This window comes from Pseudomonas sp. B37(2017), assembly GCF_002112885.1.
GTDB lineage: Bacteria > Pseudomonadota > Gammaproteobacteria > Pseudomonadales > Pseudomonadaceae > Aquipseudomonas > Aquipseudomonas paraglycinae.
Genome location: NZ_NEIX01000007.1, coordinates 357,397 through 382,365 on the forward strand (window position 1 = coordinate 357,397; position 24,969 = coordinate 382,365).

At 61.7% G+C, this 24,969-nt stretch carries 21 protein-coding genes; 13 read left to right on the forward strand and 8 right to left on the reverse strand.

All coding sequences use genetic code 11. From position 1 onward, the window contains the following. Window positions 1-62: 62 nt before the first annotated feature. The 6 genes from lepA to pdxJ all read left to right on the forward strand — a co-directional run bounded on the left by lepA (window position 63) and on the right by pdxJ (window position 6,138). Window positions 63-1,859: a translation elongation factor 4 gene (lepA, locus tag CAF90_RS19605; protein WP_085608162.1), complete on the forward strand. Its 1,797-nt coding sequence runs from the start codon at window positions 63-65 to the stop codon at window positions 1,857-1,859. Between the two features lie 9 nt (window positions 1,860-1,868). After that, window positions 1,869-2,723 (forward strand): signal peptidase I, encoded by an 855-nt coding sequence (gene lepB / locus CAF90_RS19610; RefSeq protein ID WP_007957367.1) that lies wholly within the window; start codon window positions 1,869-1,871, stop codon window positions 2,721-2,723. Window positions 2,724-2,905: 182 nt separating this feature from the next. Next, complete coding sequence (gene rnc / locus CAF90_RS19615) at window positions 2,906-3,595, forward strand: ribonuclease III (protein WP_085608163.1); 690 nt, start codon at window positions 2,906-2,908, stop codon at window positions 3,593-3,595. After that, entirely contained in the window at window positions 3,588-4,490 is a 903-nt protein-coding gene (gene era / locus CAF90_RS19620) for a GTPase Era (RefSeq protein ID WP_011332590.1), read from the forward strand. Before rnc ends, era begins: the two co-directional genes overlap by 8 nt. A gap of 168 nt (window positions 4,491-4,658) precedes the next feature. Continuing rightward, window positions 4,659-5,348 (forward strand): DNA repair protein RecO, encoded by a 690-nt coding sequence (gene recO, locus CAF90_RS19625; RefSeq protein ID WP_085608164.1) that lies wholly within the window; start codon window positions 4,659-4,661, stop codon window positions 5,346-5,348. Window positions 5,349-5,394: 46 nt separating this feature from the next. After that, window positions 5,395-6,138 carry a pyridoxine 5'-phosphate synthase gene (pdxJ, locus tag CAF90_RS19630; RefSeq protein ID WP_064382428.1) on the forward strand — a complete coding sequence of 248 codons (744 nt, stop codon included), beginning with the start codon at window positions 5,395-5,397 and terminating at the stop codon, window positions 6,136-6,138. Between the two features lie 53 nt (window positions 6,139-6,191). Here the strand turns inward: pdxJ and mltF are convergent, their stop codons facing one another. Then, window positions 6,192-7,652 carry a membrane-bound lytic murein transglycosylase MltF gene (gene mltF, locus CAF90_RS19635; RefSeq protein ID WP_011332593.1) on the reverse strand — a complete coding sequence of 487 codons (1,461 nt, stop codon included), beginning with the start codon at window positions 7,650-7,652 and terminating at the stop codon, window positions 6,192-6,194. Between the two features lie 285 nt (window positions 7,653-7,937). Between mltF and purL the strand changes: the two genes are divergently transcribed. Further along, on the forward strand, window positions 7,938-11,834 hold the full coding sequence (gene purL / locus CAF90_RS19640) for a phosphoribosylformylglycinamidine synthase (RefSeq protein ID WP_085608165.1): 3,897 nt from the start codon (window positions 7,938-7,940) through the stop codon (window positions 11,832-11,834). A 5-nt stretch (window positions 11,835-11,839) separates the two neighbouring features. Further along, complete coding sequence (locus CAF90_RS19645; RefSeq protein WP_085608166.1) at window positions 11,840-12,151, forward strand: YqfO family protein; 312 nt, start codon at window positions 11,840-11,842, stop codon at window positions 12,149-12,151. 685 nt (window positions 12,152-12,836) lie between these two features. On the opposite strand, the gene nagE is transcribed toward CAF90_RS19645, so the two are convergent. From nagE to CAF90_RS19680, 7 genes are all read right to left on the reverse strand, one after another. Continuing rightward, entirely contained in the window at window positions 12,837-14,552 is a 1,716-nt protein-coding gene (gene nagE / locus CAF90_RS19650; RefSeq protein ID WP_085608167.1) for an N-acetylglucosamine-specific PTS transporter subunit IIBC, read from the reverse strand. 23 nt (window positions 14,553-14,575) lie between these two features. Further along, the gene (gene ptsP, locus CAF90_RS19655; RefSeq protein WP_085608168.1) at window positions 14,576-17,089 is read right to left on the reverse strand and encodes a phosphoenolpyruvate--protein phosphotransferase; all 2,514 of its coding nucleotides are present in this window, start codon (window positions 17,087-17,089) and stop codon (window positions 14,576-14,578) included. Between the two features lie 35 nt (window positions 17,090-17,124). Continuing rightward, the gene (locus CAF90_RS19660; RefSeq protein WP_139834502.1) at window positions 17,125-18,147 is read right to left on the reverse strand and encodes an SIS domain-containing protein; all 1,023 of its coding nucleotides are present in this window, start codon (window positions 18,145-18,147) and stop codon (window positions 17,125-17,127) included. Next, window positions 18,128-19,234, reverse strand: a complete 1,107-nt coding sequence (nagA, locus tag CAF90_RS19665; protein WP_085608170.1) for an N-acetylglucosamine-6-phosphate deacetylase — start codon at window positions 19,232-19,234, stop codon at window positions 18,128-18,130. Before nagA ends, CAF90_RS19660 begins: the two co-directional genes overlap by 20 nt. 30 nt (window positions 19,235-19,264) lie before the next feature. Next, window positions 19,265-19,996 carry a GntR family transcriptional regulator gene (locus tag CAF90_RS19670; RefSeq protein ID WP_007954613.1) on the reverse strand — a complete coding sequence of 244 codons (732 nt, stop codon included), beginning with the start codon at window positions 19,994-19,996 and terminating at the stop codon, window positions 19,265-19,267. Window positions 19,997-20,327: 331 nt separating this feature from the next. Further along, the gene (locus tag CAF90_RS19675; RefSeq protein WP_007954614.1) at window positions 20,328-20,843 is read right to left on the reverse strand and encodes a murein L,D-transpeptidase family protein; all 516 of its coding nucleotides are present in this window, start codon (window positions 20,841-20,843) and stop codon (window positions 20,328-20,330) included. A 102-nt stretch (window positions 20,844-20,945) separates the two neighbouring features. Next, complete coding sequence (locus tag CAF90_RS19680) at window positions 20,946-21,497, reverse strand: NUDIX hydrolase (RefSeq protein WP_085608171.1); 552 nt, start codon at window positions 21,495-21,497, stop codon at window positions 20,946-20,948. Window positions 21,498-21,644: 147 nt separating this feature from the next. Here CAF90_RS19680 and CAF90_RS19685 point away from each other — a divergent pair, with 147 nt between their 5' ends. The 5 genes from CAF90_RS19685 (at window position 21,645) to purT (ending at window position 24,842) form a co-directional block, all read left to right on the forward strand. Beyond that, on the forward strand, window positions 21,645-22,244 hold the full coding sequence (locus CAF90_RS19685) for a CoA pyrophosphatase (RefSeq protein WP_085608172.1): 600 nt from the start codon (window positions 21,645-21,647) through the stop codon (window positions 22,242-22,244). Between the two features lie 47 nt (window positions 22,245-22,291). After that, window positions 22,292-22,816, forward strand: a complete 525-nt coding sequence (locus CAF90_RS19690; RefSeq protein WP_007954617.1) for a gamma carbonic anhydrase family protein — start codon at window positions 22,292-22,294, stop codon at window positions 22,814-22,816. Continuing rightward, entirely contained in the window at window positions 22,813-23,028 is a 216-nt protein-coding gene (locus CAF90_RS19695) for a DUF1289 domain-containing protein (protein WP_007954618.1), read from the forward strand. The genes CAF90_RS19690 and CAF90_RS19695 overlap by 4 nt, the downstream gene beginning before the upstream one ends. 64 nt (window positions 23,029-23,092) lie before the next feature. Next, window positions 23,093-23,560 carry a preQ0 transporter gene (locus CAF90_RS19700; protein WP_007954619.1) on the forward strand — a complete coding sequence of 156 codons (468 nt, stop codon included), beginning with the start codon at window positions 23,093-23,095 and terminating at the stop codon, window positions 23,558-23,560. A gap of 100 nt (window positions 23,561-23,660) precedes the next feature. Beyond that, window positions 23,661-24,842, forward strand: a complete 1,182-nt coding sequence (purT, locus tag CAF90_RS19705) for a formate-dependent phosphoribosylglycinamide formyltransferase (protein ID WP_064382418.1) — start codon at window positions 23,661-23,663, stop codon at window positions 24,840-24,842. Window positions 24,843-24,969: the final 127 nt, after the last annotated feature.

Sequence of the window (24,969 nt, forward strand, 5' to 3'; positions counted from 1 at the left end):
CAGGTACAATTCCCGGCTATTTTTCGGCGGGCCAAGCCTGCAGCCTTTTTGAGTGTTGATCCGTGAGTGATTTGAGTCATATCCGCAATTTCTCCATCATCGCCCACATTGACCATGGCAAGTCGACGCTGGCTGACCGTTTCATCCAGATGTGCGGTGGCCTGGCCGAGCGTGAAATGGAAGCCCAGGTACTGGATTCCATGGATCTGGAGCGCGAACGCGGGATCACCATCAAGGCCCACAGCGTTACCCTCTATTACAAGGCCAAAGACGGCGTCACCTACCAGCTGAACTTCATTGACACCCCGGGCCACGTCGACTTCACCTACGAAGTCAGCCGTTCCCTGGCGGCCTGTGAAGGTGCGTTGCTGGTGGTCGATGCGGGGCAGGGCGTTGAAGCCCAGTCCGTGGCCAACTGCTACACCGCCATCGAGCAGGGCCTCGAGGTCATGCCGGTCCTGAACAAGATCGACCTGCCACAGGCCGAGCCTGACCGCGTCAAGGACGAGATCGAGAAGATCATCGGCATCGACGCTACCGACGCCGTCACCTGCAGCGCCAAGACCGGCCTGGGTGTCGACGAAGTGCTCGAGCGTCTGGTCGCGACCATTCCTGCGCCGACCGGCAACATCGAAGATCCGCTGCAAGCGTTGATCATCGACTCCTGGTTCGACAACTACCTGGGCGTTGTTTCCCTGGTGCGCGTGCGTCACGGCCGCGTGAAGAAGGGCGACAAGATCCTCGTCAAGTCCACCGGCAAGGTGCATCTGGTCGACAGCGTTGGTGTGTTCAACCCGAAACACACCGCCACCGCTGACCTGAAAGCCGGCGAAGTGGGCTTCATCATTGCCAGCATCAAGGACATTCACGGTGCGCCGGTCGGTGACACCCTGACCCTGAGCTCCACTCCGGACGTTCCGGTGCTGCCAGGTTTCAAACGCATCCAGCCACAGGTTTACGCCGGTCTGTTCCCGGTCAGCTCCGACGACTTCGAGGACTTCCGCGAAGCGCTGCAGAAGCTGACCCTGAACGACTCGTCGCTGCAATACACCCCGGAAAGCTCCGACGCACTGGGCTTCGGCTTCCGTTGCGGCTTCCTCGGCATGCTGCACATGGAGATCATCCAGGAGCGCCTGGAGCGCGAATACGACCTGGACCTGATCACCACTGCGCCGACGGTAATCTTCGAGCTGGTGCTGAAAACCGGTGAAACGATTTACGTCGACAACCCGTCGAAGCTACCGGACGTGTCTGCAATCGAAGACATGCGCGAGCCGATCGTGCGCGCCAACATCCTGGTACCGCAGGAACACCTGGGCAACGTCATCACCCTGTGCATCGAGAAACGCGGTGTGCAGGTCGACATGCTGTTCCTCGGCAATCAGGTGCAAGTGACCTACGACCTGCCGATGAACGAAGTGGTCCTGGACTTCTTCGATCGTCTGAAATCCACCAGCCGCGGCTATGCTTCGCTGGACTACCATTTCGATCGTTACCAATCGGCTAATCTGGTGAAACTGGACGTGCTGATCAACGGCGACAAGGTCGACGCTCTGGCGCTGATCGTGCACCGTGACAATTCGCACTTCAAAGGTCGCCAGTTGACCGAGAAGATGAAAGAACTGATTCCTCGTCAGATGTTCGACGTGGCCATCCAGGCTGCCATCGGCGGTCAGATCGTCGCCCGGACAACCGTCAAGGCACTCAGAAAGAACGTATTGGCCAAGTGCTACGGCGGCGACGTCAGCCGTAAGAAAAAACTGCTTGAGAAGCAGAAGGCCGGTAAGAAACGCATGAAACAGGTCGGCAACGTGGAAATTCCACAAGAAGCCTTCCTCGCCGTGCTCAGGTTGGAATAGTCAGGTCCTATGTCACTAAATTTCCCGCTGTTGCTGGTCATTGCCGTGTTCGTCTGCGGTCTGTTGGCGTTGCTCGATCTGTTGATCCTGGCACCGCGTCGGCGTGCCGCCATCGCCTCCTATCAGGGCAGCGTCAGCCAGCCTGATGGGGTGGTGGTCGAGAAGCTGAACAAAGAACCGCTGCTGGTCGAGTACGGCAAGTCGTTCTTCCCGGTGCTGTTCATCGTGCTGGTGCTGCGTTCGTTCCTGGTGGAACCGTTCCAGATTCCGTCCGGCTCGATGAAACCGACTCTGGACGTTGGCGACTTCATTCTGGTGAACAAGTTTTCCTACGGGATCCGTTTACCGGTGATCGACAAGAAGATCATCGAAGTCGGTGACCCGCAGCGCGGTGATGTGATGGTGTTCCGCTACCCGAGCGACCCGAACGTCAACTACATCAAGCGTGTGGTCGGCCTGCCGGGCGACACCGTGCGGTACACCGCCGACAAACGGCTGTTCGTCAATGGCGAGTCGATCGCCGAGCAACTGGTCGGCTCCGAGCCGGGTACGCTGGGCAGCGCGGAACTCTACAAGGAAAAACTCGGTGTCGCCGAGCACCTGATCCGCAAGGAAATGAGCCGCTACCGCGCCACGCCGGACCATACCTGGACCGTGCCGGCCGGGCACTACTTCATGATGGGCGACAACCGCGACAACTCGAACGACAGTCGCTACTGGGATGATCCGAACATTCCCAAGGATCTGCTGGGCATGGTTCCCGACCAGAACATCGTCGGCAAGGCCTTCGCGGTCTGGATGAGCTGGCCGGAACCGAAACTCAGCCACCTGCCGAACTTCTCGCGGGTCGGCCTGATCAAGTAAACAAACACGGCGCTGTTGACCACAGCGCCGAATGCATTTCTGGCGTCGGCACAACCGGCTCCGGGGCATGAAGCCACGATATTCAGGACGTCATTTTTGAACACAGCGTTAATTGTCCCAGGCCTGCGCCGTATCCCGGCGATGGCAGTGGAATCCAGCCACGAACTCAGCGTGGGTAAACCGTGAGCGTTTCTCTAAGCCGTCTCGAGCGTCAGCTCGGTTACACCTTCAAGGACCAGGAACTGATGATCCTGGCCCTCACGCACCGCAGCTTTGCCGGACGCAACAACGAGCGTCTGGAATTCCTCGGCGATGCGATCCTCAACTTTGTTGCCGGCGAAGCCTTGTTCGACCGTTTCCCGCTGGCTCGCGAAGGCCAGTTGTCGCGTTTGCGCGCACGGCTGGTAAAAGGTGAGACGCTGGCGGTACTGGCCCGCGGTTTCGATCTGGGCGATTACCTGCGTCTGGGTTCCGGCGAGTTGAAGAGCGGCGGTTTCCGTCGTGAGTCGATTCTGGCCGACGCCCTTGAAGCGCTGATCGGTGCGATCTACCTCGACGCCGGCATGGAAGTCGCCCGCGAGCGCGTACTGGCCTGGCTGGCCGGCGAGTTCGAAGGCCTGACGCTGGTCGACACCAACAAGGATCCGAAGACCCGCCTGCAGGAATTCCTGCAATCGCGCGGCTGCGAACTGCCGCGTTATGAAGTGGTGGATATCCAGGGTGAGCCGCACTGCCGTACCTTCTTCGTCGAGTGCGAAGTTGTCCTATTGAATGAAAAAAGCCGGGGTCAGGGTGTGAGCCGTCGTATTGCCGAACAGGTAGCGGCCGCCGCAGCACTGATTGCCCTGGGTGTGGAGAATGGCAATGACTGATACAAACGCAACGCGCTGTGGCTATGTTGCCATCGTCGGCCGTCCCAACGTGGGCAAGTCCACGCTGCTGAACCACATCCTCGGCCAGAAGCTCGCAATCACCTCGCGCAAGCCGCAGACCACTCGCCACAACATGCTCGGAATCAAGACCGAGGGCGACGTGCAGGCGATCTACGTCGACACCCCCGGGATGCACAAGGGTGGCGAAAAAGCCCTGAACCGCTACATGAACAAGACTGCTTCGGCCGCGTTGAAAGACGTCGACGTGGTGATCTTCGTGGTCGACCGCACCAAGTGGACCGAAGAAGACCAGATGGTGCTGGAGCGCGTGCAGTACGTGACGGGCCCGCTGATCGTTGCGCTGAACAAGACCGACCGCATCGAAGACAAGGCCGAGCTGATGCCGCACCTGTCGTGGTTGCAGGAACAGCTGCCGAACGCGCAGATCATTCCGATCTCGGCGCAACAGGGGCACAACCTCGACGCGCTGGAAAAAGTCATCGCCGATCATCTGCCGGAGAACGATCACTTCTTCCCGGAAGACCAGATCACCGACCGCAGCAGCCGTTTCCTCGCCGCCGAACTGGTGCGCGAGAAGATCATGCGCCAGCTCGGCGCCGAGCTGCCGTACCAGATCACCGTGGAAATCGAAGAGTTCAAGCAGCAGGGTGCGACGCTGCACATCCATGCGCTGATCCTCGTCGAACGTGACGGCCAGAAGAAAATCATCATTGGCGACAAGGGCGAGCGCATCAAGCGCATTGGCACCGAGGCGCGCAAGGACATGGAGCTGCTGTTCGACTCCAAGATCATGCTCAACCTGTGGGTCAAGGTGAAGGGCGGCTGGTCCGACGACGAGCGCGCGCTGCGTTCGCTGGGTTACGGCGACCTGTAACATCGGTTTTCTGCTACACCAGAGAACCCCCTGTGGGAGCGGGCTTGCTCGCGAATGCGCCGGATCAGTCGACATATACTTTGACTGACTCACCGCTTTCGCGAGCAAGCCCGCTCCCACAGTAGTTTTGGGGTGTGTGTAAAACTGCGTTTCGTCATCGAGAACTCAATGTCGCAAAGCCCACCTCCCGCCCAACCCGCCTACGTCCTGCACTCCCGCGCCTACCGCGAAACCAGCGCATTGGTGGATTTCCTCACGCCGCAAGGTCGACTGCGGGCGGTGTTGCGCAGTGCGCGGGGCAAGGCCGGGACGTTGGCGCGGCCATTCGTGCCGCTGGAAGTGGAGTTTCGCGGCAAGGGTGAGTTGAAGAATGTCGGGCGCATGGAAAGCGTCGGCAACGCAACCTGGATGGTCGGCGAGGCACTGTTCAGCGGCCTGTATCTCAATGAATTGCTGATTCGCCTGTTGCCCGCCGAAGATCCGCATCCTGCGGTGTTTGATCATTACGCCGAGACCTTGCTCGCATTGGCCGAAGGCCGGCCGCTGGAACCGTTGCTGCGTTCTTTCGAATGGCGGCTGCTCGACGACCTCGGTTACGGCTTCTCCCTGAACACCGACATCAATGACGAGCTTATCGCTGCGGACGGTCTCTACCGCTTGCAGGTGGATGCCGGACTCGAGCGGGTCTATCTGCTGCAGCCCGGTCTGTTCAACGGCACCGAACTATTGGCCATGGCCGAAGCCGACTGGTCGGCCCCCGGCGCTCTGTCCGCCGCCAAGCGCCTGATGCGTCAGGCACTTGCAGTCCATCTTGGCGGCCGTCCTCTCGTGAGTCGCGAACTGTTTCGCAAACCGTAGCCCCGTGTATGCTGTGCGCCGAATCTTTCCATTCAGGAGCGCATCCGTGACCACCAGCAATCGCATTCTTCTCGGCGTGAACATCGACCACGTCGCCACCCTGCGTCAGGCCCGTGGCACGCGCTATCCGGATCCGGTCAAAGCTGCGCTGGACGCGGAAGAGGCGGGCGCCGACGGCATCACCGTGCATCTGCGCGAAGACCGCCGGCACATTCAGGAGCGCGACGTGCTGTTGCTCAAGGATGTGCTGCAAACCCGCATGAACTTCGAAATGGGCGTCACCGAAGAAATGATGGCGTTCGCCGAGCGCATTCGTCCGGCGCACATCTGCCTGGTGCCGGAAACCCGTCAGGAGCTGACCACCGAAGGCGGTCTGGATGTGGCGGGGCAGGAAGAGCGGATCAGGGCGGCGGTCGAGCGTCTGTCGAAGATCGGCAGCGAGGTATCGCTGTTCATCGACGCCGACGAGCGGCAGATCGCTGCGTCGAAGCGCGTCGGCGCACCGGCCATCGAACTGCACACCGGGCGTTACGCCGATGCCGAAACGCCGACCGAAGTGGCGGAAGAGCTCAAGCGTGTGGCGGACGGCGTGGCCTTCGGTCTGGCCCAAGGCCTGATCGTGAATGCCGGCCATGGCCTGCACTATCACAACGTCGAGGCTGTGGCCGCGATCAAGGGCATCAACGAGCTGAACATCGGTCACGCGCTGGTGGCGCATGCGTTGTTCGTTGGCTTCAAGTCGGCGGTGTCGGAGATGAAGGCGTTGATTCTGGCGGCTGCCAAACACTAAGTTTCAACATCCTGTGGGAGCAAGTTTGCTCCCACAGTTGTTTTGGGGATGGGTTAAAGCGGGGCGGGCTCTTGAGCCGGTTTCGACTTGTCGATCCCCGGCACATGCAGATTGCCCTCTGCCACTTGATCGCCTTCAAGCTGCGGCTGGGTCACCCACGTCAGGATGTCGTAGTAGCGACGGATGTTCGCCACGAAATGCACCGGTTCGCCGCCGCGGGCGTAGCCATAACGGGTCTTGCTGTACCACTGTTTCTGCGACAGGCGCGGCAGGATCTTTTTCACATCCAGCCACTTGTCCGGGTTCAACCCTTCCTTGGCCGCCAGTTTGCGCGCGTCATCCAGATGACCGCTGCCGACGTTGTAGGCCGCCAGGGCAAACCAGGTGCGATCCGGTTCCTGGATCGACTCGTCGAGCTGATCCTTCATGTAGGCCAGGTACTTGGCGCCGCCCATGATGCTCTGCTTCGGATCGAGACGGTTGGAAACGCCCATGGCCTGAGCGGTGTTCTGGGTCAGCATCATCAGCCCGCGCACGCCGGTCTTCGAGGTGACCGCCGGTTGCCACAGCGATTCCTGATAACCGATCGCCGCCAGCAGGCGCCAGTCGACTTTCTCTTTCTTGGCGTAGGCCTTGAAGTGCTGTTCGTATTTGGGCAGCCGCTGCTGCAAATGCTGGGCGAAGGTGGTGGCGCCCATGTAGCCGAGGACGTCGACGTGGCCGTAATAACGGTCCTTCAGACGTTGCAGGGTGCCGTTCTTCTGCACCTTGTCCAGATAGCTGTTGATCTCGTTGAGCAGGCTGTTGTCTTCGCCAGCGGCCACGGCCCAGCTCTGGCTGCGCGCGTCACCGAGGTCGAAGGCCACGCGGATGTTGGTGAAGTACACCTGGTTCATCGCCACTTCGTTGGAATCGACCAGGGTCAGGTCGATCTGACCTTCATCGACCATGCGCAGCAGGTCGACCACTTCAACGGCGTCGGACTCTTCGTATTGAATGCCAGGATATTTCTGTTTCAGCTCCGCCAGTTGTTCGGCGTGGGTGCTGCCCTTGAGCACCATGATCTTCTTGCCCACCAGATCGCCGGCGTCGGTAGGACGAGATTGGCCGTTGCGATAGATGATCTGCGGGGTGACTTCGAGGTAGGAGCGGGAGAAGCGCACCTGTTTCTTGCGCTGTTCGCTGCTGACCAGACCGGCGGCCGCCAGTACCGGGCCGTTCGGCTTGCCGACCTGGTTGAACAGATCGTCGAGGTTGTCGGCGGTTTCGATCTTCAACTCGACCCCCAAATCGTCGGCGAAGCGCTTCACCAGCTCGTATTCGAAGCCGGTTTCACCGCTGCGATCCTGAAAGTAGGTGGCGGGGCTGTTTCGGGTGACCACCCGCAGCACGCCATCCTCCTTTACGCGCTCGAGTGTGTTGGGTTTATCAACACAGCCACTGAGCATCAGGAAGAGTCCGGTAGCGATCAGCCATTTGGCGTACCGCGGACGCAAAGCCGTTGGGGAAAACATGTGCGCAGTATACGCAAAGGACAACGGGCGCCATATCTCGACAGTTGCGGGGTTGTCTGCTAGGGATCACAAAACCGCTCGAAACCCCGCAGGAATGGGCCCGAAAGGCATTTTGTGACAGAAAAAATAACCCGCGCTCCAACACTCCATAAATTTGACCCTCAAGGCAGGAACACCACTCGACATCCGGGTGCAACCGTGCGTAGCGTTTCGGGTGATGTTGAGGGCGGTTTAGGCTAGAATGCACGGCCTCAAAGCACACCCCTTCCCGAGGCTGTCCCGAAGATGTTGATCCTGCGCGGCGCTCCTGCCCTTTCTGCCTTTCGCCACAGCAAACTCCTTGAGCAACTGAGCCAGAAGGTTCCGGCTGTCAGTGGCTTGTATGCTGAATTCGCTCACTTCGCCGAAGTCACCGGCGTCCTGACCGGCGACGAACAGCAGGTGCTTGCGCGCCTTCTGAAGTACGGTCCAAGCGTTCCGGTTCAAGAGCCGACCGGTCGTCTGTTCCTGGTGTTGCCGCGTTTCGGCACCATCTCGCCATGGTCGAGCAAGGCCAGCGACATCGCCCGCAACTGCGGCCTGAGCAAGATCCAGCGCCTGGAGCGCGGCATCGCGTTCTACGTCGCCGGCCAATTCAGCGAAGCCGAAGCGCAGCAGATTGCAGACGTACTGCATGACCGCATGACCCAGATCGTTCTGGCCAACCTCGAGCAGGCCGCCGGTCTGTTCAGCCACGCCGAACCGAAGCCGCTGACCGCCATCGACATCCTCGGCGGCGGTCGCGCCGCACTGGAAAAAGCCAACGTCGAACTGGGCCTGGCCCTGGCCGAAGACGAGATCGACTATCTGGTCAACGCCTTCAACGGTCTCAAGCGCAACCCGCACGACATCGAACTGATGATGTTCGCCCAGGCCAACTCCGAGCACTGCCGCCACAAGATCTTCAACGCCAGTTGGGATATTGACGGCGAGAGCCAGGAAAAAAGCCTGTTCGGCATGATCAAGAACACCTATCAGATGCACAGCGAAGGCGTGCTGTCCGCTTACAAGGACAACGCTTCGGTGATCGTCGGCAACGTCGCCGGCCGCTTCTTCCCGGATCCGGAAACCCGCCAGTACGGCGCGGTGCAGGAACCGGTGCACATCCTGATGAAGGTCGAAACCCACAACCACCCGACCGCGATCGCTCCGTTCCCGGGCGCGTCCACCGGTTCCGGCGGCGAGATCCGCGACGAAGGTGCAACCGGTCGTGGCGCCAAACCGAAGGCCGGCCTGACCGGTTTCACCGTATCGAACCTGCAGATCCCGGGCTTCGAACAGCCGTGGGAAGTGCCGTACGGCAAGCCTGAGCGCATCGTCAACGCGCTGGACATCATGATCGAAGGCCCGCTGGGCGGCGCCGCGTTCAACAACGAGTTCGGTCGTCCGGCCCTGACCGGCTACTTCCGTACCTTCGAACAATCGATCACCACCCCGCACGGTGACGAAGTTCGCGGTTACCACAAGCCGATCATGCTCGCTGGCGGCATGGGCAACATCCGTGAAGAACACGTCAAGAAAGGCGAGATCGTCGTCGGCTCCAAGCTGATCGTCCTCGGCGGCCCGGCGATGCTGATCGGTCTGGGCGGCGGTGCTGCTTCCTCCATGGCCACCGGCACCAGTTCTGCAGATCTGGACTTCGCTTCGGTTCAGCGTGAAAACCCTGAAATGGAACGTCGCTGCCAGGAAGTCATCGACCGTTGCTGGCAGCTGGGCGACAAGAACCCGATCAGCTTCATCCACGACGTGGGTGCGGGCGGTCTGTCCAACGCCTTCCCGGAACTGGTCAACGACGGCGACCGCGGTGGCCGTTTCGAACTGCGCAACATTCCAAACGACGAGCCGGGCATGGCCCCGCACGAAATCTGGTCCAACGAATCCCAGGAACGTTACGTTCTGGCGGTCGGCCCGGCCGATTTCGAGCGCTTCAAGGCGATCTGCGAACGTGAGCGTTGCCCGTTTGCCGTTGTCGGTGAAGCTACCGCCGAGCCGCAACTGACCGTGACCGACAGCCACTTCGGCAACAACCCGGTGGACATGCCACTGGAAGTGTTGCTGGGCAAGGCCCCGCGCATGCACCGTTCGGTGGTTCGCGAAGCCGAGCTGGGTGATGACTTCGATCCGTCGAACCTCGACATCGGCGAAAGCATCGAACGCGTCCTGCACCACCCGGCCGTGGCAAGCAAAAGCTTCCTGATCACCATCGGCGACCGCACCATCACCGGCCTTGTGGCCCGTGACCAGATGGTCGGCCCATGGCAGGTTCCGGTGGCCGACGTTGCCGTCACCGCCACCAGTTTCGACGTCTACACCGGTGAAGCGATGGCGATGGGCGAGCGCACTCCGCTGGCGCTGCTGGACGCTCCGGCGTCGGGCCGCATGGCCATCGGCGAAACCCTGACCAACATTGCCGCCTCGCGCATCAACAAGCTCTCCGACATCAAACTGTCGGCGAACTGGATGTCCGCTGCCGGCCACCCGGGCGAAGACGCGCGTCTCTACGACACCGTGAAAGCGGTCGGCATGGAACTGTGCCCTGAGCTGGGCATCACCATCCCGGTCGGCAAGGACTCGATGTCCATGGCCACCCGCTGGAACGACAACGGCGAAGACAAGACTGTCACCTCGCCAATGTCCCTGATCGTGACCGGTTTCGCGCCAGTGGCTGACATCCGTCAGACCCTGACCCCGGAACTGCGCATGGACAAGGGCACCACCGACCTGATCCTGATCGACCTCGGTCGCGGCCAGAACCGCATGGGCGCCTCGATCCTGGCGCAGGTTCACGGCAAGCTCGGCAAGCAGGCTCCGGACGTCGACGACGCCGAAGACCTGAAAGCCTTCTTCGCAGTGATCCAGGGCCTCAACGCCGACGGTCACCTGCTGGCTTACCACGACCGTTCCGACGGTGGTCTGCTGACCTCCGTGGTGGAAATGGCCTTCGCCGGTCACTGCGGTCTGAGCCTTAACCTGGACAGCGTTGCCGAAAGCTCCGCTGAAATCGCCGCCATCCTGTTCAACGAAGAACTGGGTGCCGTGATCCAGGTTCGCCAGGACGCCACCCCGGACATCCTCGCGCAATTCAGCGCTGCCGGTCTGGGCGACTGTGTGTCGGTGATCGGTCAGCCGATCAACAATGGCCAGATCAATATCACCTTCAACGGTGACACCGTGTTCGAAGGCCAGCGTCGTCTGCTGCAACGTCAGTGGGCCGAGACCAGCTACCAGATCCAGCGTCTGCGCGACAACGCCGACTGCGCCGAGCAAGAGTTCGATGCGCTGCTGGAAGAAGACAACCCGGGCCTGAGCGTCAAGCTGAGCTACGACGTCAACCAGGACATCGCCGCGCCTTACATCAAGAAAGGCATTCGCCCACAGGTTGCCGTGCTGCGTGAGCAGGGCGTCAACGGTCAGGTGGAAATGGCGGCGGCGTTCGACCGCGCCGGTTTCAACGCGATCGACGTGCACATGAGCGACATTCTGGCCGGCCGTGTCGACCTGAACGAGTTCAAAGGTCTGGTGGCCTGCGGTGGTTTCTCCTACGGCGACGTTCTCGGCGCCGGTGAAGGCTGGGCCAAGTCCGCACTGTTCAACAGCCGTGCCCGCGATGCGTTCCAGGGCTTCTTCGAACGTAACGACAGCTTCACCCTCGGCGTGTGCAACGGTTGCCAGATGATGTCCAACCTGCACGAGCTGATCCCGGGCAGCGAGTTCTGGCCGCACTTCGTGCGCAACCGCTCCGAGCAGTTCGAAGCGCGTGTGGCGATGGTTCAGGTTCAGGAGTCGAACTCGATCTTCCTGCAGGGCATGGCCGGTTCGCGCATGCCGATCGCCATCGCTCACGGTGAAGGTCACGCCGAGTTCTCCAGCGAAGAAGCACTGCTGGAAGCCGATCTGTCCGGTTGCGTGGCGATGCGTTTCGTCGACAACCATGGCAAGGTCACTGAAGCCTATCCGGCCAACCCGAACGGTTCGCCGCGCGGGATCACCGGTCTCACCAGCCGTGATGGCCGTGTGACGATCATGATGCCGCACCCGGAGCGTGTGTTCCGTGCCGTGCAGAACTCGTGGCGTTCGGAAGACTGGAACGAAGACGCGCCTTGGATGCGTATGTTCCGTAATGCTCGTGTGTGGGTGAACTAAGCGCTGTGTACAAGCTCGCTTTTTTTGTTCCCGACAGTCATGTCGAGTTGGTCAAGGAGGCTGTGTTCGCTGCCGGTGGTGGGCGGATCGGTGACTATGACCACTGTGCTTGGCAGGTGCTTGGATCTGGTCAGTTTCGGCCTTTGGACGGGAGTCAGCCGTTCATGGGTGAGGCGGGGCGGGTTGAGCGGGTCGAGGAGTGGAAGGTTGAGCTTGTTGTTGGCGATGAGTTGATTCGCTCGGTAGTGGCGGCTCTTAAGTTGAGCCATCCCTACGAGACGCCGGCTTATGAAGTGTGGCGGCTGGAGGATTTTTGATTTTCCTTGGCTGCTGAAATGGAAAACCCGCTGAGAGTGATTTCAGCGGGTTTTTTGTTGTTTGGGGTTTGGGTTGGGTGAATATCCGTTTCTTTGGGTGCGGCGGCTTATGGTTCCGCCCTTACGGCGGGTCACTTTGGCAAACGCCCCAAAGTAACCAAAGGTCTGGGCCCCGGCGTTCGGCCCCTCGCTGGGGCTCGGGGTTCCTTCGCTCCGGGATTCATCCGGGGGCATCGCCTACGGTTTGCTTCGCTGCACCTCCTCTCGATGCATGCGGCTTCGCCGCACGGTCGCTGCGCTCCCACCCCCGGATAAATCCCTCCACTCAGCCTTCCGATGGGGCCGGCACGTCAAAAGCTTTACTCGAGCTAACGCTCATCGTGTTGAGTGGTGGGAAGCAGAAAGCAGAAAGCAGAAAGCAAGAAGCAGAAAGCAAGAAGCAGAAGGCAACTGCGTACTGCTTGATCGTTCCCACGCTCCGCGTGGGAATGCAGCCCGGGACGCTCCGCGTTCCATTTTCGAATGTTTAAAGATGTGCGGGATTTACTGAATCTTCCCAATTGGTTTCAGCTTGCCCCCCCGGAAGCTCCGGTCCTGCGGTGGTTGCTTCAAATGGAACAGGAAACCCGGCCTAGGCCGGGTTTCTTGTTTGTAATCGCTTCAAGTCAAAACTTGATGGCAACCATCAGACCTTGGCACTCACCTCACTCCGATTGACCAACCCCTCCAGCGCCACACTCAAACTCTGCGCCCGATCCCCCACCAGCAAGTGCCACACGCCATCTTCCAGCGCGCTCACACCCAGACATCCAAGCTCTTTCAAGCGGCTTTCCGAAAGCGCCTTGCCATCGGCCAGTTGCAGGCGGATCCGGCTCATGGCGATGCAGTCGAGTTGCAGCACGTTGTCGCTGCCGCCCAGAGCGGTCAGCCATTGCTGGGCCTGGGGTGTGGAGACTGCGACGGGTTCGCTGGTTTCGACAACAGCGACAGGGGCAGCCACCACGGCTCGGCCCAATGCGGGCATCGCCAGGCGGATTTCGTCGGCAATGCTGTCGGCCATTGGCCCGACGACCACCTGCAGACTGCCGCCCTTGCCGGGACGTACCACGGCCATTGCGCCCAGTGCTTTCAGATCGGCGTCCGAGGCTTTGTTGCGATCGACCATTTCCAGTCGCAGACGCGTGGTGCATGCGCCGACGGTGACCAGATTTTCCGCACCGCCGAGTGCCTTGATGTAAGCGCTGGCGCGTTCGTTTTCGGTCAGGACCGCTTTGTCGGCGGTGGCGACGTCTTCGCGGCCCGGGGTTTTCAGGTTGAAGCGGCGGATGCAGAAATCGAACACCGCGTAGTAGATGACCGCATACGCCAGGCCCACCGGCACCACCAGCCAGCCGTTGGTCGAGCGTCCCCAACCCAGCACCATGTCGATGAAGCCGCCGGAGAAGGTGAAGCCCAGGTGGATGTTCAATGCATTGGTGATTGCCATCGACAGGCCGGTCAGCAGCGCATGCAGCAGGAACAGCAGCGGTGCGAGGAACATGAAGGCGAATTCGATGGGTTCGGTGACGCCGGTGAGGAACGCGGTCAGGGCCATCGACAGGAAGATCCCGCCCATGACTTTGCGGCGCTCCGGCAGGGCGTTGCGGTACATCGCCAGGCAGGCGGCGGGGAGGCCGAAGATCATGACCGGGAACATGCCGGTCATGAACTGGCCGCCTTTCGGGTCGCCGGCGAAGTAGCGGGACAGGTCACCCGTGACTAGCGCGCCGGTGGTCGGGTCGGTGAAGTTGCCGAACACGAACCACGCCATGTTGTTGAGGATGTGGTGCAGCCCGGTGACGATCAGCAGGCGGTTGAACACGCCGAAGACGAACGCGCCGAAGCTGCCGCTTTCCATCAGCAGGGTGCCGAAGCTGTTGATGCCGTGCTGGATCGGCGGCCAGATGTAGCCGAACAGCACGCCCAGGCCGACTGCGCTGAAACCGGTGACGATGGGCACGAAACGCCGGCCGCCGAAGAACGCCAGGTACTCCGGCAGCTTGATGTCCTTGAAGCGGTTGTACAGCGCGCCGGCCATCAGGCCGCTGACGATCCCGGCGAGCATGCCCATGTTGATGCTGGCGTCGAGCACCTTGAGGGTGGAGATCATCACCAGGTAACCGATCACCCCGGCGAGGCCGGCGGTGCCGTTGTTGTCCCGGGCGAAGCCGACCGCGATGCCGATGGCGAAGATCATCGCCAGGTTGGCGAAGATCACCTGGCCGGCGTCGTGGATGATCGCGATGTTCAGCAGGTCGGTGTCGCCCAGGCGCAGCAGCAGGCCGGCGATCGGCAGGATCGCGATCGGCAGCATCAGCGCGCGGCCGAGGCGTTGCAGGCCTTCGATGAAGAGTTGGTACATGGCGTTTGTCCTTGTTGTTTTTGTTAGCGCAGAGGCCAATGTTGATGACAGGCATGACGCACCGCGGCGGCGCTGCTCAGCTTGAGCAAGTCCCGGGCGAGGCGTTGGCATTCGGCTTCGTGCAGCTGGCGCACGCGGTCCTTGATTTCGCCGATCTGTACCGGGCTCACCGACAGTTCGGTCACGCCCAGGCCGATCAACACCGGCGTCGCCAGCGGATCGGAAGCCAGGGCGCCGCACACGCCGACCCAGCGTTTATGCACCGCCGCGCCTTCGCAGGTCATGGCGATCAGGCGCAGCAGCGCCGGGTGCAAGGCATCTACCCGCGCGGCGAGGCCTGCGTGGTCGCGGTCCATGGCCAGGGTGTATTGCGACAGGTCGTTGGTGCCGATGGACAGGAAGTCGGCGTGTTCAGCCAATTGTTCGGCCTGCAACGCGGCGGCCGGGACTTCGATCATCACGCCGATTTCCGGACGTTGATTGATGCCCAGTTCCAGGCACAGCGCATCGACCCGCTGGCGGATGTGCATCAGTTCGTCGACTTCGGTGACCATCGGCAGCAGGATCCGGCAGCGCTGCAACGGGCTGACTTGCAGCAGCGCACGCAGTTGCTGATCGAGGATTTCCGGGCGGGCCTGGGCCAGGCGAATACCGCGCAGGCCGAGCACCGGGTTGGCCTCGACCGGCAGTGGCAGGTAGTCGAGTTGCTTGTCGCCGCCGACGTCGATGGTACGGATGATCACTGACTTGTCGCCCATGGCATCGATCACAGATTGATAGGCGGCGCGTTGTTCTTCGACGTCCGGCGCAGTGTGGCGATCGACGAACAGAAACTCGGTGCGCAACAGGCCGACGCCGTCGGCGCCGTTGGCAAATGCATCCGCCGCTTCGTGGCTGGAAGCGACGTTGGCGACCACTTCGATGGCCACGCTGTTGCGGGTTTCCGCCGGCAGATAGGCCTGGGCTTGCTGGGCATCGCGCCGTTGTTGGCGGTCGATCTGTGCCTGGCGGACTTCGGTCAGACGCTCGGCATTTGGCGTCAGTTCGAGGCGACCGCCGTCGGCGTCGAGGACCACCGGTTGGCCTTGTGCTTGATCGAGCAGTGCAGAACCCAGTGCGACCATGCACGGCAGGCCTTTGCCCCGGGCCAGAATCGCCACGTGGGAAGTCGCGCCACCTTCGGCCATGCACAAGCCGGCGACGCCTTGCGCGCTGAGTTGCAGCAGGTCCGACGGCGTCAGTTCGTGGGCGGCGACGATGGCGCCAGCCGGCACTTCGTAATGCCAGGCTTCGCCGAGCAGGGCGCGCAGCACCCGTTGCTTGAGGTCGCGCAGATCGTTGGCGCGTTCGGCCAGCAGCGGGCTGCCGGTGTTTTGCAAAACCTCGCATTGCGCGTCGATGGACTGGCTCCAGGCGTGGGTCGCTGCGGTGCCGGTTTCAATCGATTGCTGGGCGGCATCGAGCAGGGCCGGGTCTTCCAGCAAGGCCAGGTGCGCGGCGAAGATCGCTTCTTCGTCGGCATTGCGGTGTTTTTTCGCTTGGGCGAGGGTGCCGTCGATTTCGCTGCGAACCTGGTTCAGCGCGATGTCGAGGATCTGCAATTGTTGCTCGGGCTGATGATTGCCACTGTCCGCTGGCAGGCTGATCGCGTTCAAACGAAACAGCGGTCCGCCGACCAAACCCGGTGCGGCGCACACACCGTGCAACACGCCAGCCTCGGCCGGGCGATTGCGTGGGGTAGCGGCAACCGGTGCGGCGGCGTGATGATCTTCGGCCAGGGCGGTGGCCAGTGCGGTGAGCAAGGCTTGCAACGCCGCCTGTGCGTCCGGGCCCTGGCAAGTGACCTGCACTTCGTCCTGCTCGCCAATCGCCAGGCCCATCAAACCGATGAGGCTGTTGCACGGTGCCGACTTGCCGGCGAAATGCAGCTGCGACTGGCTTTTGAAACCTTGCGCGGTCTGACGGATCAACGCCGCCGGGCGCGCATGCAGACCGCCGCGATGGGCGACCTGCACGTGACCGTGAACTTCCGGGCCGCCGAGTTCTTCTGTGTTCGCCGCTGCGCTGTGACGAGCGACGATGTGCAGCAGCGGCTCGCCCACCTTCACCGTTTTCAGGGTGATGGGGCGCGCCTGGAAATCCTGGCTGTTGGTCAGGATCAGCAGGCTGACCAGGCTTTTGCACTGGCGGCCGACCTTGTCCAGGTCATAGCGCAGCAGCGGCTGGCCATTGCTGACCCGCGCGCCTTCCTTGACCAGCATCGAGAAGCCTTCGCCCTGCAACTCCACCGTGTCCAGACCAAGGTGCAGCAACAGCTCGGCGCCGTTGTCGGCGCGCACGGTCAGTGCATGGCCGGTGCGGGCGACGTGGATCACCACGCCGGCGCAGGGCGAATACAGGGTGTCGTTCAGCGGATCGATGGCAATGCCGTCGCCCATCGCGCCGCTGGCGAACACCGCGTCCGGAACTTTGGCGAGCGTGAGCACCGGGCCGCTGAGCGGGGCGCTTAAAGTCAGCTCTTTATTGTTGTTGTGCATGGCTCGGTCTCATCAGGAAAACGTTCGGTTCGGACTCAGTGCGTACGGGTGACTTTGCTCAGGTGTCGCGGCTGATCCGGGTCCATGCCACGGGCCACGGCCAGACCGGCCGCCATCACGTAGAAACTCTGGATCGCCAGGATCGGGTCGAGCGCCGGATGCTCCGCGCGGCTCAAGGTCAGGTCACGTTCGCTCACGTCATCCGGGGCGGCCAGCAGCACGCGGGCGCCGCGCTGGCGCATCTCGGCCGCCAGGCTCAGCAGACCGGCCTGTTCGGCACCGCGCGGGGCGAACACCAGCAACGGGTAATGTTCGTCGATCAAGGCCATCGGGCCGTGACGGACTTCGGCGCTGCTGAAGGCTTCGGCCTGGATCGCCGAGGTCTCCTTGAATTTCAGTGCGGCTTCCTGGGCAATGGCGAAACCGGCGCCACGGCCGATCACCATCAACCGCTCGCAATCGCGCAGGGCGTCGATGGCCAGGCTCCAGTCCTGTTGCGCGGCTTCGCGCAGGCCCTCGGGCAGGGCGTTGTGCGCCTCCAGCAATTCGCTGTCTTCTTTCCAGTGGGCGATCAGGCGGGCGCTGGCGCTGAGGGTGGCGATGAAACTCTTGGTCGCGGCGACGCTGCTTTCGGTGCCGGCCAGCAACGGCAGGCTGAATTCGCACGCGGCTTCCAGCGGCGAATCGGCGGCGTTGACCATCGACACGCTGAGGGCGCCGCGTTTGCGCAGCAGGCGCAGGCTGTTGACCAGATCCGGGCTCTGGCCTGACTGCGAGAAGGCGAACGCGACCTGACCGCTGACCTTCAACGGCGCCTGTTGCATGGTCACCACCGACATCGGCAACGACGCCACCGGTACGCCAAGTTGCTGCATGGTCAGGTAGGCGAAGTAGCTCGCCGCATGGTCGGAGCTGCCACGGGCAACGGTCATCGCCACTTGCGGCGGCTGACGGCGCAGGCGTCCGGCGATCTCGATCATTTGCGGGTCGAGCTGCTGCAGTTGGGCTTGCACGGCCTCGAACGAGGACAGCGCCTCCTCAAGCATTTTTGAAGTCAATGTCTTCTCCTTCGACCATGACGGCGGTCAGTGTGAGTGAGCGATCCAGCCGCACGCAGTCGGCCCAGGCGCCAGGTGCAAGGCGCCCGCGTTCGGTGATGCCGAGGTAGTCGGCGGGGAATTGCGAAAGACGTTGCGAGGCCTCGCTGATCGGCAGACCGATCTTCACCAGGTTGCGCAGGGCCTGATCCATGGTCAGGGTGCTGCCGGCCAGGGTGCCGTCGGGCAGGCGCACGCCGCCCAGGCATTTAGTGACGGTGTGGCTGCCGAGCTTGTACTCGCCATCGGGCATGCCGGCGGCGGCGGTGGAATCGGTGACGCAATACAGGCACGGAATCGAGCGCAGGGCCACGCGGATCGCGCCGGGGTGCACGTGCAGCAAGTCCGGAATCAGCTCGGCGAATTTGGCATGGGCCAGCGCCGCGCCGACGATGCCCGGCTCGCGGTGATGCAGCGGGCTCATGGCGTTGTACAGGTGGGTGAAACTGGTGGCGCCGGCTTCGAGGGCGGCGACCCCTTCCTCGTAACTGCCGAGGGTGTGACCGATCTGCATGCGGATGCCACGGCTGCTCAACTCACGAATCAAACCGTCATGGCCGGCGATTTCCGGGGCGATGGTGATCACCCGGATCGGCGCCAGTGCCAGATACTCTTCGACTTCGGCCATCAACGCGGTGTGGGCGAAGTTCGGCTGGGCGCCGAGTTTGCCGGGATTGATGTACGGGCCTTCGAGGTGAACGCCGAGAACCCGGGCGGCACCTTTCGGACGCTGTTCGCAGAACTCGCCGACCTCCTTGAGCACGCTGGCAATCTCGGCACTCGGCGCGGTCATGGTGGTGGCCAGCAGCGAGGTGGTGCCGAAGCGCACGTGGGTCTTGGTGATGGTCTCGAACGCGCTGGCGCCTTCCATGATGTCCTTGCCGCCACCGCCGTGGACGTGCAGGTCGATGAAACCCGGCAGCAGATACGGCAAGTCATTGGTCGCCGGATCGCAAGGCACGCCTTCGATCGACACGACTCTGCCGTGTTCGTAAATCAGCCGGCCGCGAATCCAGCCGTCAGCGGTGAGGATGTTGTCTTCAGACATTTCGCTTCTCTCGTTTGGCCTGGCTGCTGATCAGCGGCGAAGCTCTGCAACAAAGTCGTAGTAGTCGTTGCGGCAATAGGTGTCGGTGACTTCGATCGGCGTGTTGTCTTCCAGGTAGCCGACCCGGGTCATCAGCAGCATCGCGGTGCCGGGGGCGATGCCGACCAGCGCGGCGAACTCGTCCGAGGCGTTGATTGCCTGGATGTGCTGCAAGGCGCGCACGATCGGTTTGCCGATGCTGTCGAGGTGTTCGTAGAGGGAATCGCCCACCACCTGTGGCTTGGGCATGATCGAGGCGGGCAGGGTGCTCATCTCGATGGCCATCACGGTGTCGTCGGCTTTGCGCAGGCGTTTCATGCGCGCGACCTTGTCGTTCGGCGACAGGCCGAGGCGGATCAGTTCTTCGTGGGTGGGCAGGGTGATTTCCCGCTCCAGCCATTGCGAGCTCGGTACGAAGCCCTTGAGGCGCAGCATTTCGCTGAACCCCGACAGGCGCGACAGCGGTTGTTCAAGGCGTGGGGTGATGAAGGTGCCGGAACCTTGCAGGCGGCGGATCAAGCCTTGATCGAGCAGGACTTCCAGCGCCTTGCGGGCGGTGACCCGGGAAATCCCCAGCATTTCGCTGAGATTGCGCTCCGAGGGCATCGCCTGTTCGGCTTTCCACTGGCCGGCATGGATCGCCGCTTCCAGGTTGCGCGCCAGTTGCAGGTACAGCGGCGTCGGCTGGGAGTCGTCAGGGCGCAGGGCGTGGAGATCGTTCATGCAAGGCACTTCCGGAGCTGATATTGGTTTGTTGTCGCTCGCTGTTTCGGCGAAAACTAATACCACTTGCATACCATGTCAACGCAGCGGAAAGGCCTGTAGTCCTTTGGAATCGGGTGTTTGAGAGAGGGTGGTTTCAAGTGGTATTAGCGGTGGGCTCTGGAAAGCAAAAGATCGCAGTCTGCGGCAGTTCTGGCGGGTGAAAGTGGTATCACCGTTCAGACGTTGCCGCAGGCTGCGATCTTTTTGATTTATTTTTTGCGAGCGACCAATGGTCGGGGGAAAGGGCCGCTTTGCGGCCCCTCGGGAGCGTGCTCCCTGGATGACAGAATCAGGGGCGGATTTCGATCATCGTGCCGTCCGGCACCAGGTTCCAGACTTCGCGCATGTCGACGTTGCGCATGGCGATGCAGCCGTCGGTCCAGTCCAGGGTGTGGAACAGTTGTTCCGGGTTGTCCTCGGAGTCCGGCGTGCCGTGGATCATGATCATGCCGCCAGGCTCGACGCCTTCGCGGCGGGCGCGGGCGGAGTCGCTGATGTTCGGGTAAGAGATGTGCATCGACAGGTTGAATTTGTCGCTGGTCTTGCGCCAGTCGATCCAATAGAAACCCTCCGGTGTGCGTTTGTCGCCTTCAATCAGCTTCGGGCCTTTTTTCGCGCCCTTGCCCAAGGAGATGCGATAGCTCTTGAGTGGCTTGCCGTCGGCGATCAACTGCAGTTGATGAGCCGATTTGAGCACTAGTACTTTTTCGATGAGCGGGGTGTTCGAAGGCGTCACGGTGGTCACGAATGACGCTTGGGAGACGGTGACGAACGACAGGCAGAACAGGGCAAGCAACCAGCGCATTGAAACGATTCCCCAGAAATGAAGCAGATACTTTATTTATAGATAGTGTGCAGGCGCTGTCGCGGGCTGCGTTAGCCGGTTATCGGCCGGCTGCCGTCGAAATCAAGTGATGGCCGGTTGAGCGAGCGGCGGAATCGATTCGGAGCGAACCGGATAGACCTCGACGCGCCGGTCTGCAAAGAAGCATTCCAAAGTACGGCCCACCGTGCGGAAAGCCAGCTCGTCCCAGGGAATGTCGGCTTCGTCGAACAGTTGCACTTCCAGGCTTTCAGGGCCGGCGGCGAAGTCCAGATCCGCCAGCTCGGCGCGGAAAAACACATGCACCTGACTGATGTGCGGCACGTCGATCAGGGTGTAGATGCTCAGGTTGCGCACCCGGGCGCAGGCTTCCTCGGCGGTTTCGCGGATGGCGGCCTGCTCGATGGTCTCGCCGTTTTCCATGAAACCGGCGGGCAGCGTCCAGTAACCGAGGCGTGGCTCGATGGCGCGGCGACACAGCAGGACTTTGGTGCCCCAGGTCGGCACGCAACCGGCCACGATATTGGGGTTCTGGTAGTGAATCGTCTGACAGCTATCGCAGACGAATCGCAGCCGCGAGTCGCCTTCGGGAATGCGCTGGGTCACCGGGTTGCCGCACTGGCTGCAAAATTTCATGCTGGGGTTCCTGAATGCTGCGCCTATCTTGGCGTGCAGCGGTGTCAGTCGGCAAGTTGTCGTTTCGCGACATGACGCCTGTTCGGGGCTTGGGCGGTCGCAATGATTGGTGCATGATGCAGGGTAAGGCACCGATCGAGAACACTTATGCTGGACGAGCTACTGCACCGGGTAAGCAATCACACGCCGCGCACGCTGGAGACCGACACGCGTTTCCCCGAGGCCGCTGTCCTGGTGCCGATTACTCGCAGTGACGAACCCGAACTTGTCCTCACCCTGCGCGCCAGCGGGCTCTCGACCCACGGCGGCGAAGTCGCCTTCCCCGGTGGACGACGGGATCCGGAAGACCCGGACCTGATTTTCACCGCGCTGCGTGAAGCCGAAGAAGAAATCGGCCTGCCGCCGGGACTGGTCGAAGTGATCGGTCCGCTCAGTCCGCTGATTTCCCTGCATGGCATCAAGGTCACGCCGTATGTCGGGGTGATTCCCGATTTTGTCGAGTACCAAGCCAATGATGCCGAGATCGCTGCGGTGTTCAGTGTGCCGCTGGAGTTCTTCCGCAAGGATCCGCGCGAACACACCCACCGCATCGACTATCAGGGTCGCAGTTGGTACGTGCCAAGCTACCGTTACGGCGAATACAAGATATGGGGGCTGACGGCGATCATGATCGTCGAGTTGATCAACCTGCTCTATGACGCCAAAATCAGCCTGCATCAGCCGCCCAAAAGCTTTATCAATACCTGAAGCCATCGCTCGAATGGCCAGCCATCGTGAGCCCTGAGGAAAACAAGATGAAATACCGCCTGGGCGACGCCCGTGTCGAAACCCATCCGCAGAGCTGGGTCGCCCCCAACGCCGTGCTCGTGGGCAAGGTCAAACTGGAAGAGGGCGCCAACGTCTGGTTCAACGCCGTGTTGCGCGGCGACAACGAACTGATCCTGATCGGCAAGAACAGCAACGTGCAGGACGGCACGGTGATGCACACCGACATGGGCTATCCGCTGACCATCGGCACCGGGGTGACCATCGGCCACAACGCCATGCTTCACGGCTGCACGGTCGGCGACTACAGCCTGATCGGTATCAACGCGGTCATCCTTAACGGCGCGAAGATCGGCAAGAACTGCATCATCGGCGCCAATTCGCTGATCGGCGAAGGCAAGGAAATTCCTGACGGTTCGCTGGTGATGGGCTCGCCGGGCAAGGTGGTGCGCGAGCTGACCGAGCCGCAGAAGAAGATGCTCGAAGCCAGTGCTGCGCACTATGTGCATAACTCTCAGCGCTATGCGCGCGATCTGGTCGAGCAGGAAGAATGACAACCCCGGAAAGACCTGTCGCCTCGCCGTGCGTGAGCATTTGCGCGCTGGACGAAGACGACATTTGCACCGGTTGCCAGCGTACGGTCGAAGAGATCACTCGCTGGAGCCGAATGACGAATGATGAACGCCGGGTTGTCCTTGGGCTCTGTCATGAACGGGCGAAGGCCAGTGGTCTGGTCTGGATGATCGGTAAAACGCCAGGGCAATAACCGATTTGATTGGCGTCATCGGAAGGCTGAAGTAACCTGTGCGCCAAATTGACAGGTCATGCCCATGATTTTCCTCATCGCTTACATCAGCAGCGTCGTGCTGATCAACTTCGCCTTCTCCACCGCGCCGCACCTGGACATCATCTGGTCGGCCTGGGGCGGGCTGGTGTTCGTGCTGCGCGACATGGTGCAGATCCGCTTCGGCCACGGTGCGATCGTGGCGATGCTGGCGGCGCTGGTGCTGTCTTATGTCACCTCCGATCCATCGATTGCGCTGGCCAGCGCCACGGCATTCGCGGTCTCCGAGTGCATCGACTGGCTGGTGTTCACCATCACCAAGCGCCCGTTGCGCGACCGCTTGTGGATCAGCTCGGCGCTGAGCATTCCCCTCGATACCTTCATCTTCTTCGGCATGATTGACCTGCTGACGCCGCCGGTGCTCATCACCGCGCTGGCCTCGAAGTTCGCCGGTGTGACTGCGGTCTGGCTGATCATGGCCTGGCGTGAACGCAAACAGGCTGTCGCCGGCTGAAGCCAAACCCTCAGGTTCATGTAAAATGCCGCGCTTTCTCCCCATGGAAAGCGCGTCTGGCGTTGCTTTCCTCGATGATCCGCTTCTTTGAGGACCTGAGATGACCCGTATCGGAACTCCATTGTCGCCGACCGCGACCCGCGTATTGCTGTGTGGCTGTGGTGAGTTGGGCAAGGAAGTGGTGATCGAGCTACAACGCCTGGGCGTTGAAGTGATCGCCGTCGACCGTTACGCCAATGCGCCGGCCATGCAGGTTGCCCATCGCAGCCACGTGATCAACATGCTCGACGGCGCTGCCCTGCGTGCAGTGATCGAAGCCGAGAAGCCGCATTTCATCGTGCCGGAAATCGAAGCCATCGCCACCGCTACCCTGGTCGAACTGGAAGCCGAAGGCTTCACCGTGATCCCGACCGCTCGCGCCGCGCAACTGACCATGAACCGCGAAGGTATTCGTCGCCTGGCCGCCGAAGAGCTGGACCTGCCGACTTCGCCATACCACTTCGCCGACACCTTCGAGGACTACAGTAAAGCCGTTGAGGACCTGGGTTTCCCGTGCGTCGTGAAACCGGTGATGAGTTCGTCGGGCAAGGGCCAGAGCCTGCTGCGCAGCGTTGATGACGTGCAGAAAGCCTGGGATTACGCTCAAGAGGGCGGTCGCGCCGGCAAAGGTCGCGTGATCATCGAAGGCTTTATCGATTTCGACTACGAAATCACTTTGCTGACCGTGCGTCACGTGGGTGGCACCACCTTCTGTGCCCCGGTCGGCCATCGTCAGGAGAAGGGCGACTATCAGGAATCGTGGCAGCCACAGGCCATGAGCCCGGTGGCGCTGGCTGAATCCGAGCGTGTTGCCAAAGCCGTGACCGAAGCGTTGGGCGGCCGTGGCCTGTTCGGCGTCGAGCTGTTCATCAAAGGCGATCAGGTGTGGTTCAGCGAAGTGTCGCCGCGCCCGCACGACACCGGTCTGGTGACCCTGATTTCCCAGGACCTGTCGCAGTTCGCCCTGCACGCCCGGGCAATCCTCGGTCTGCCGGTGCCGCTGATCCGTCAGTTCGGCCCATCCGCTTCGGCGGTGATTCTGGTGGAAGGCCAGTCGACCCAGACCGCATTCGCCAACCTCGGCGCTGCACTGAGCGAGCCGGATACCGCGCTGCGTCTGTTCGGCAAGCCTGAAGTGAACGGTCAGCGCCGCATGGGTGTTGCACTGGCCCGTGACGAATCGATTGAAGCCGCTCGTGCCAAGGCGACCCGTGCTTCCCAGGCTGTTGTAGTAGAGCTGTAAACCGAGTCGCGTCCATCGCGAGCAAGCTCGCTTGTATGTTTAGACTTGAAGGGGTGGGCGGGACTAAAAGCTCGATTCCGACTCTAGCCAGTACGGACCGTGGGAGACTTCTCGTCCCGCCCTTTCT

Bases quoted from the DNA above. Each gene is read 5' to 3' on its own strand.
- lepB (WP_007957367.1), top strand. From the start codon at position 1,869: ATGTCACTAAATTTCCCGCTGTTGCTGGTCATTGCCGTGTTCGTCTGC.
- era (WP_011332590.1), top strand. From the start codon at position 3,588: ATGACTGATACAAACGCAACGCGCTGTGGCTATGTTGCCATCGTCGGC.
- recO (WP_085608164.1), top strand. From the start codon at position 4,659: ATGTCGCAAAGCCCACCTCCCGCCCAACCCGCCTACGTCCTGCACTCC.
- mltF (WP_011332593.1), bottom strand. From the start codon at position 7,652: ATGTTTTCCCCAACGGCTTTGCGTCCGCGGTACGCCAAATGGCTGATC.
- purL (WP_085608165.1), top strand. From the start codon at position 7,938: ATGTTGATCCTGCGCGGCGCTCCTGCCCTTTCTGCCTTTCGCCACAGC.
- nagE (WP_085608167.1), bottom strand. From the start codon at position 14,552: ATGTACCAACTCTTCATCGAAGGCCTGCAACGCCTCGGCCGCGCGCTG.
- ptsP (WP_085608168.1), bottom strand. From the start codon at position 17,089: ATGCACAACAACAATAAAGAGCTGACTTTAAGCGCCCCGCTCAGCGGC.
- nagA (WP_085608170.1), bottom strand. From the start codon at position 19,234: ATGTCTGAAGACAACATCCTCACCGCTGACGGCTGGATTCGCGGCCGG.
- CAF90_RS19670 (WP_007954613.1), bottom strand. From the start codon at position 19,996: ATGAACGATCTCCACGCCCTGCGCCCTGACGACTCCCAGCCGACGCCG.
- CAF90_RS19675 (WP_007954614.1), bottom strand. From the start codon at position 20,843: ATGCGCTGGTTGCTTGCCCTGTTCTGCCTGTCGTTCGTCACCGTCTCC.
- CAF90_RS19680 (WP_085608171.1), bottom strand. From the start codon at position 21,497: ATGAAATTTTGCAGCCAGTGCGGCAACCCGGTGACCCAGCGCATTCCC.
- CAF90_RS19685 (WP_085608172.1), top strand. From the start codon at position 21,645: ATGCTGGACGAGCTACTGCACCGGGTAAGCAATCACACGCCGCGCACG.
- CAF90_RS19690 (WP_007954617.1), top strand. From the start codon at position 22,292: ATGAAATACCGCCTGGGCGACGCCCGTGTCGAAACCCATCCGCAGAGC.
- CAF90_RS19695 (WP_007954618.1), top strand. From the start codon at position 22,813: ATGACAACCCCGGAAAGACCTGTCGCCTCGCCGTGCGTGAGCATTTGC.
- CAF90_RS19700 (WP_007954619.1), top strand. From the start codon at position 23,093: ATGATTTTCCTCATCGCTTACATCAGCAGCGTCGTGCTGATCAACTTC.
- purT (WP_064382418.1), top strand. From the start codon at position 23,661: ATGACCCGTATCGGAACTCCATTGTCGCCGACCGCGACCCGCGTATTG.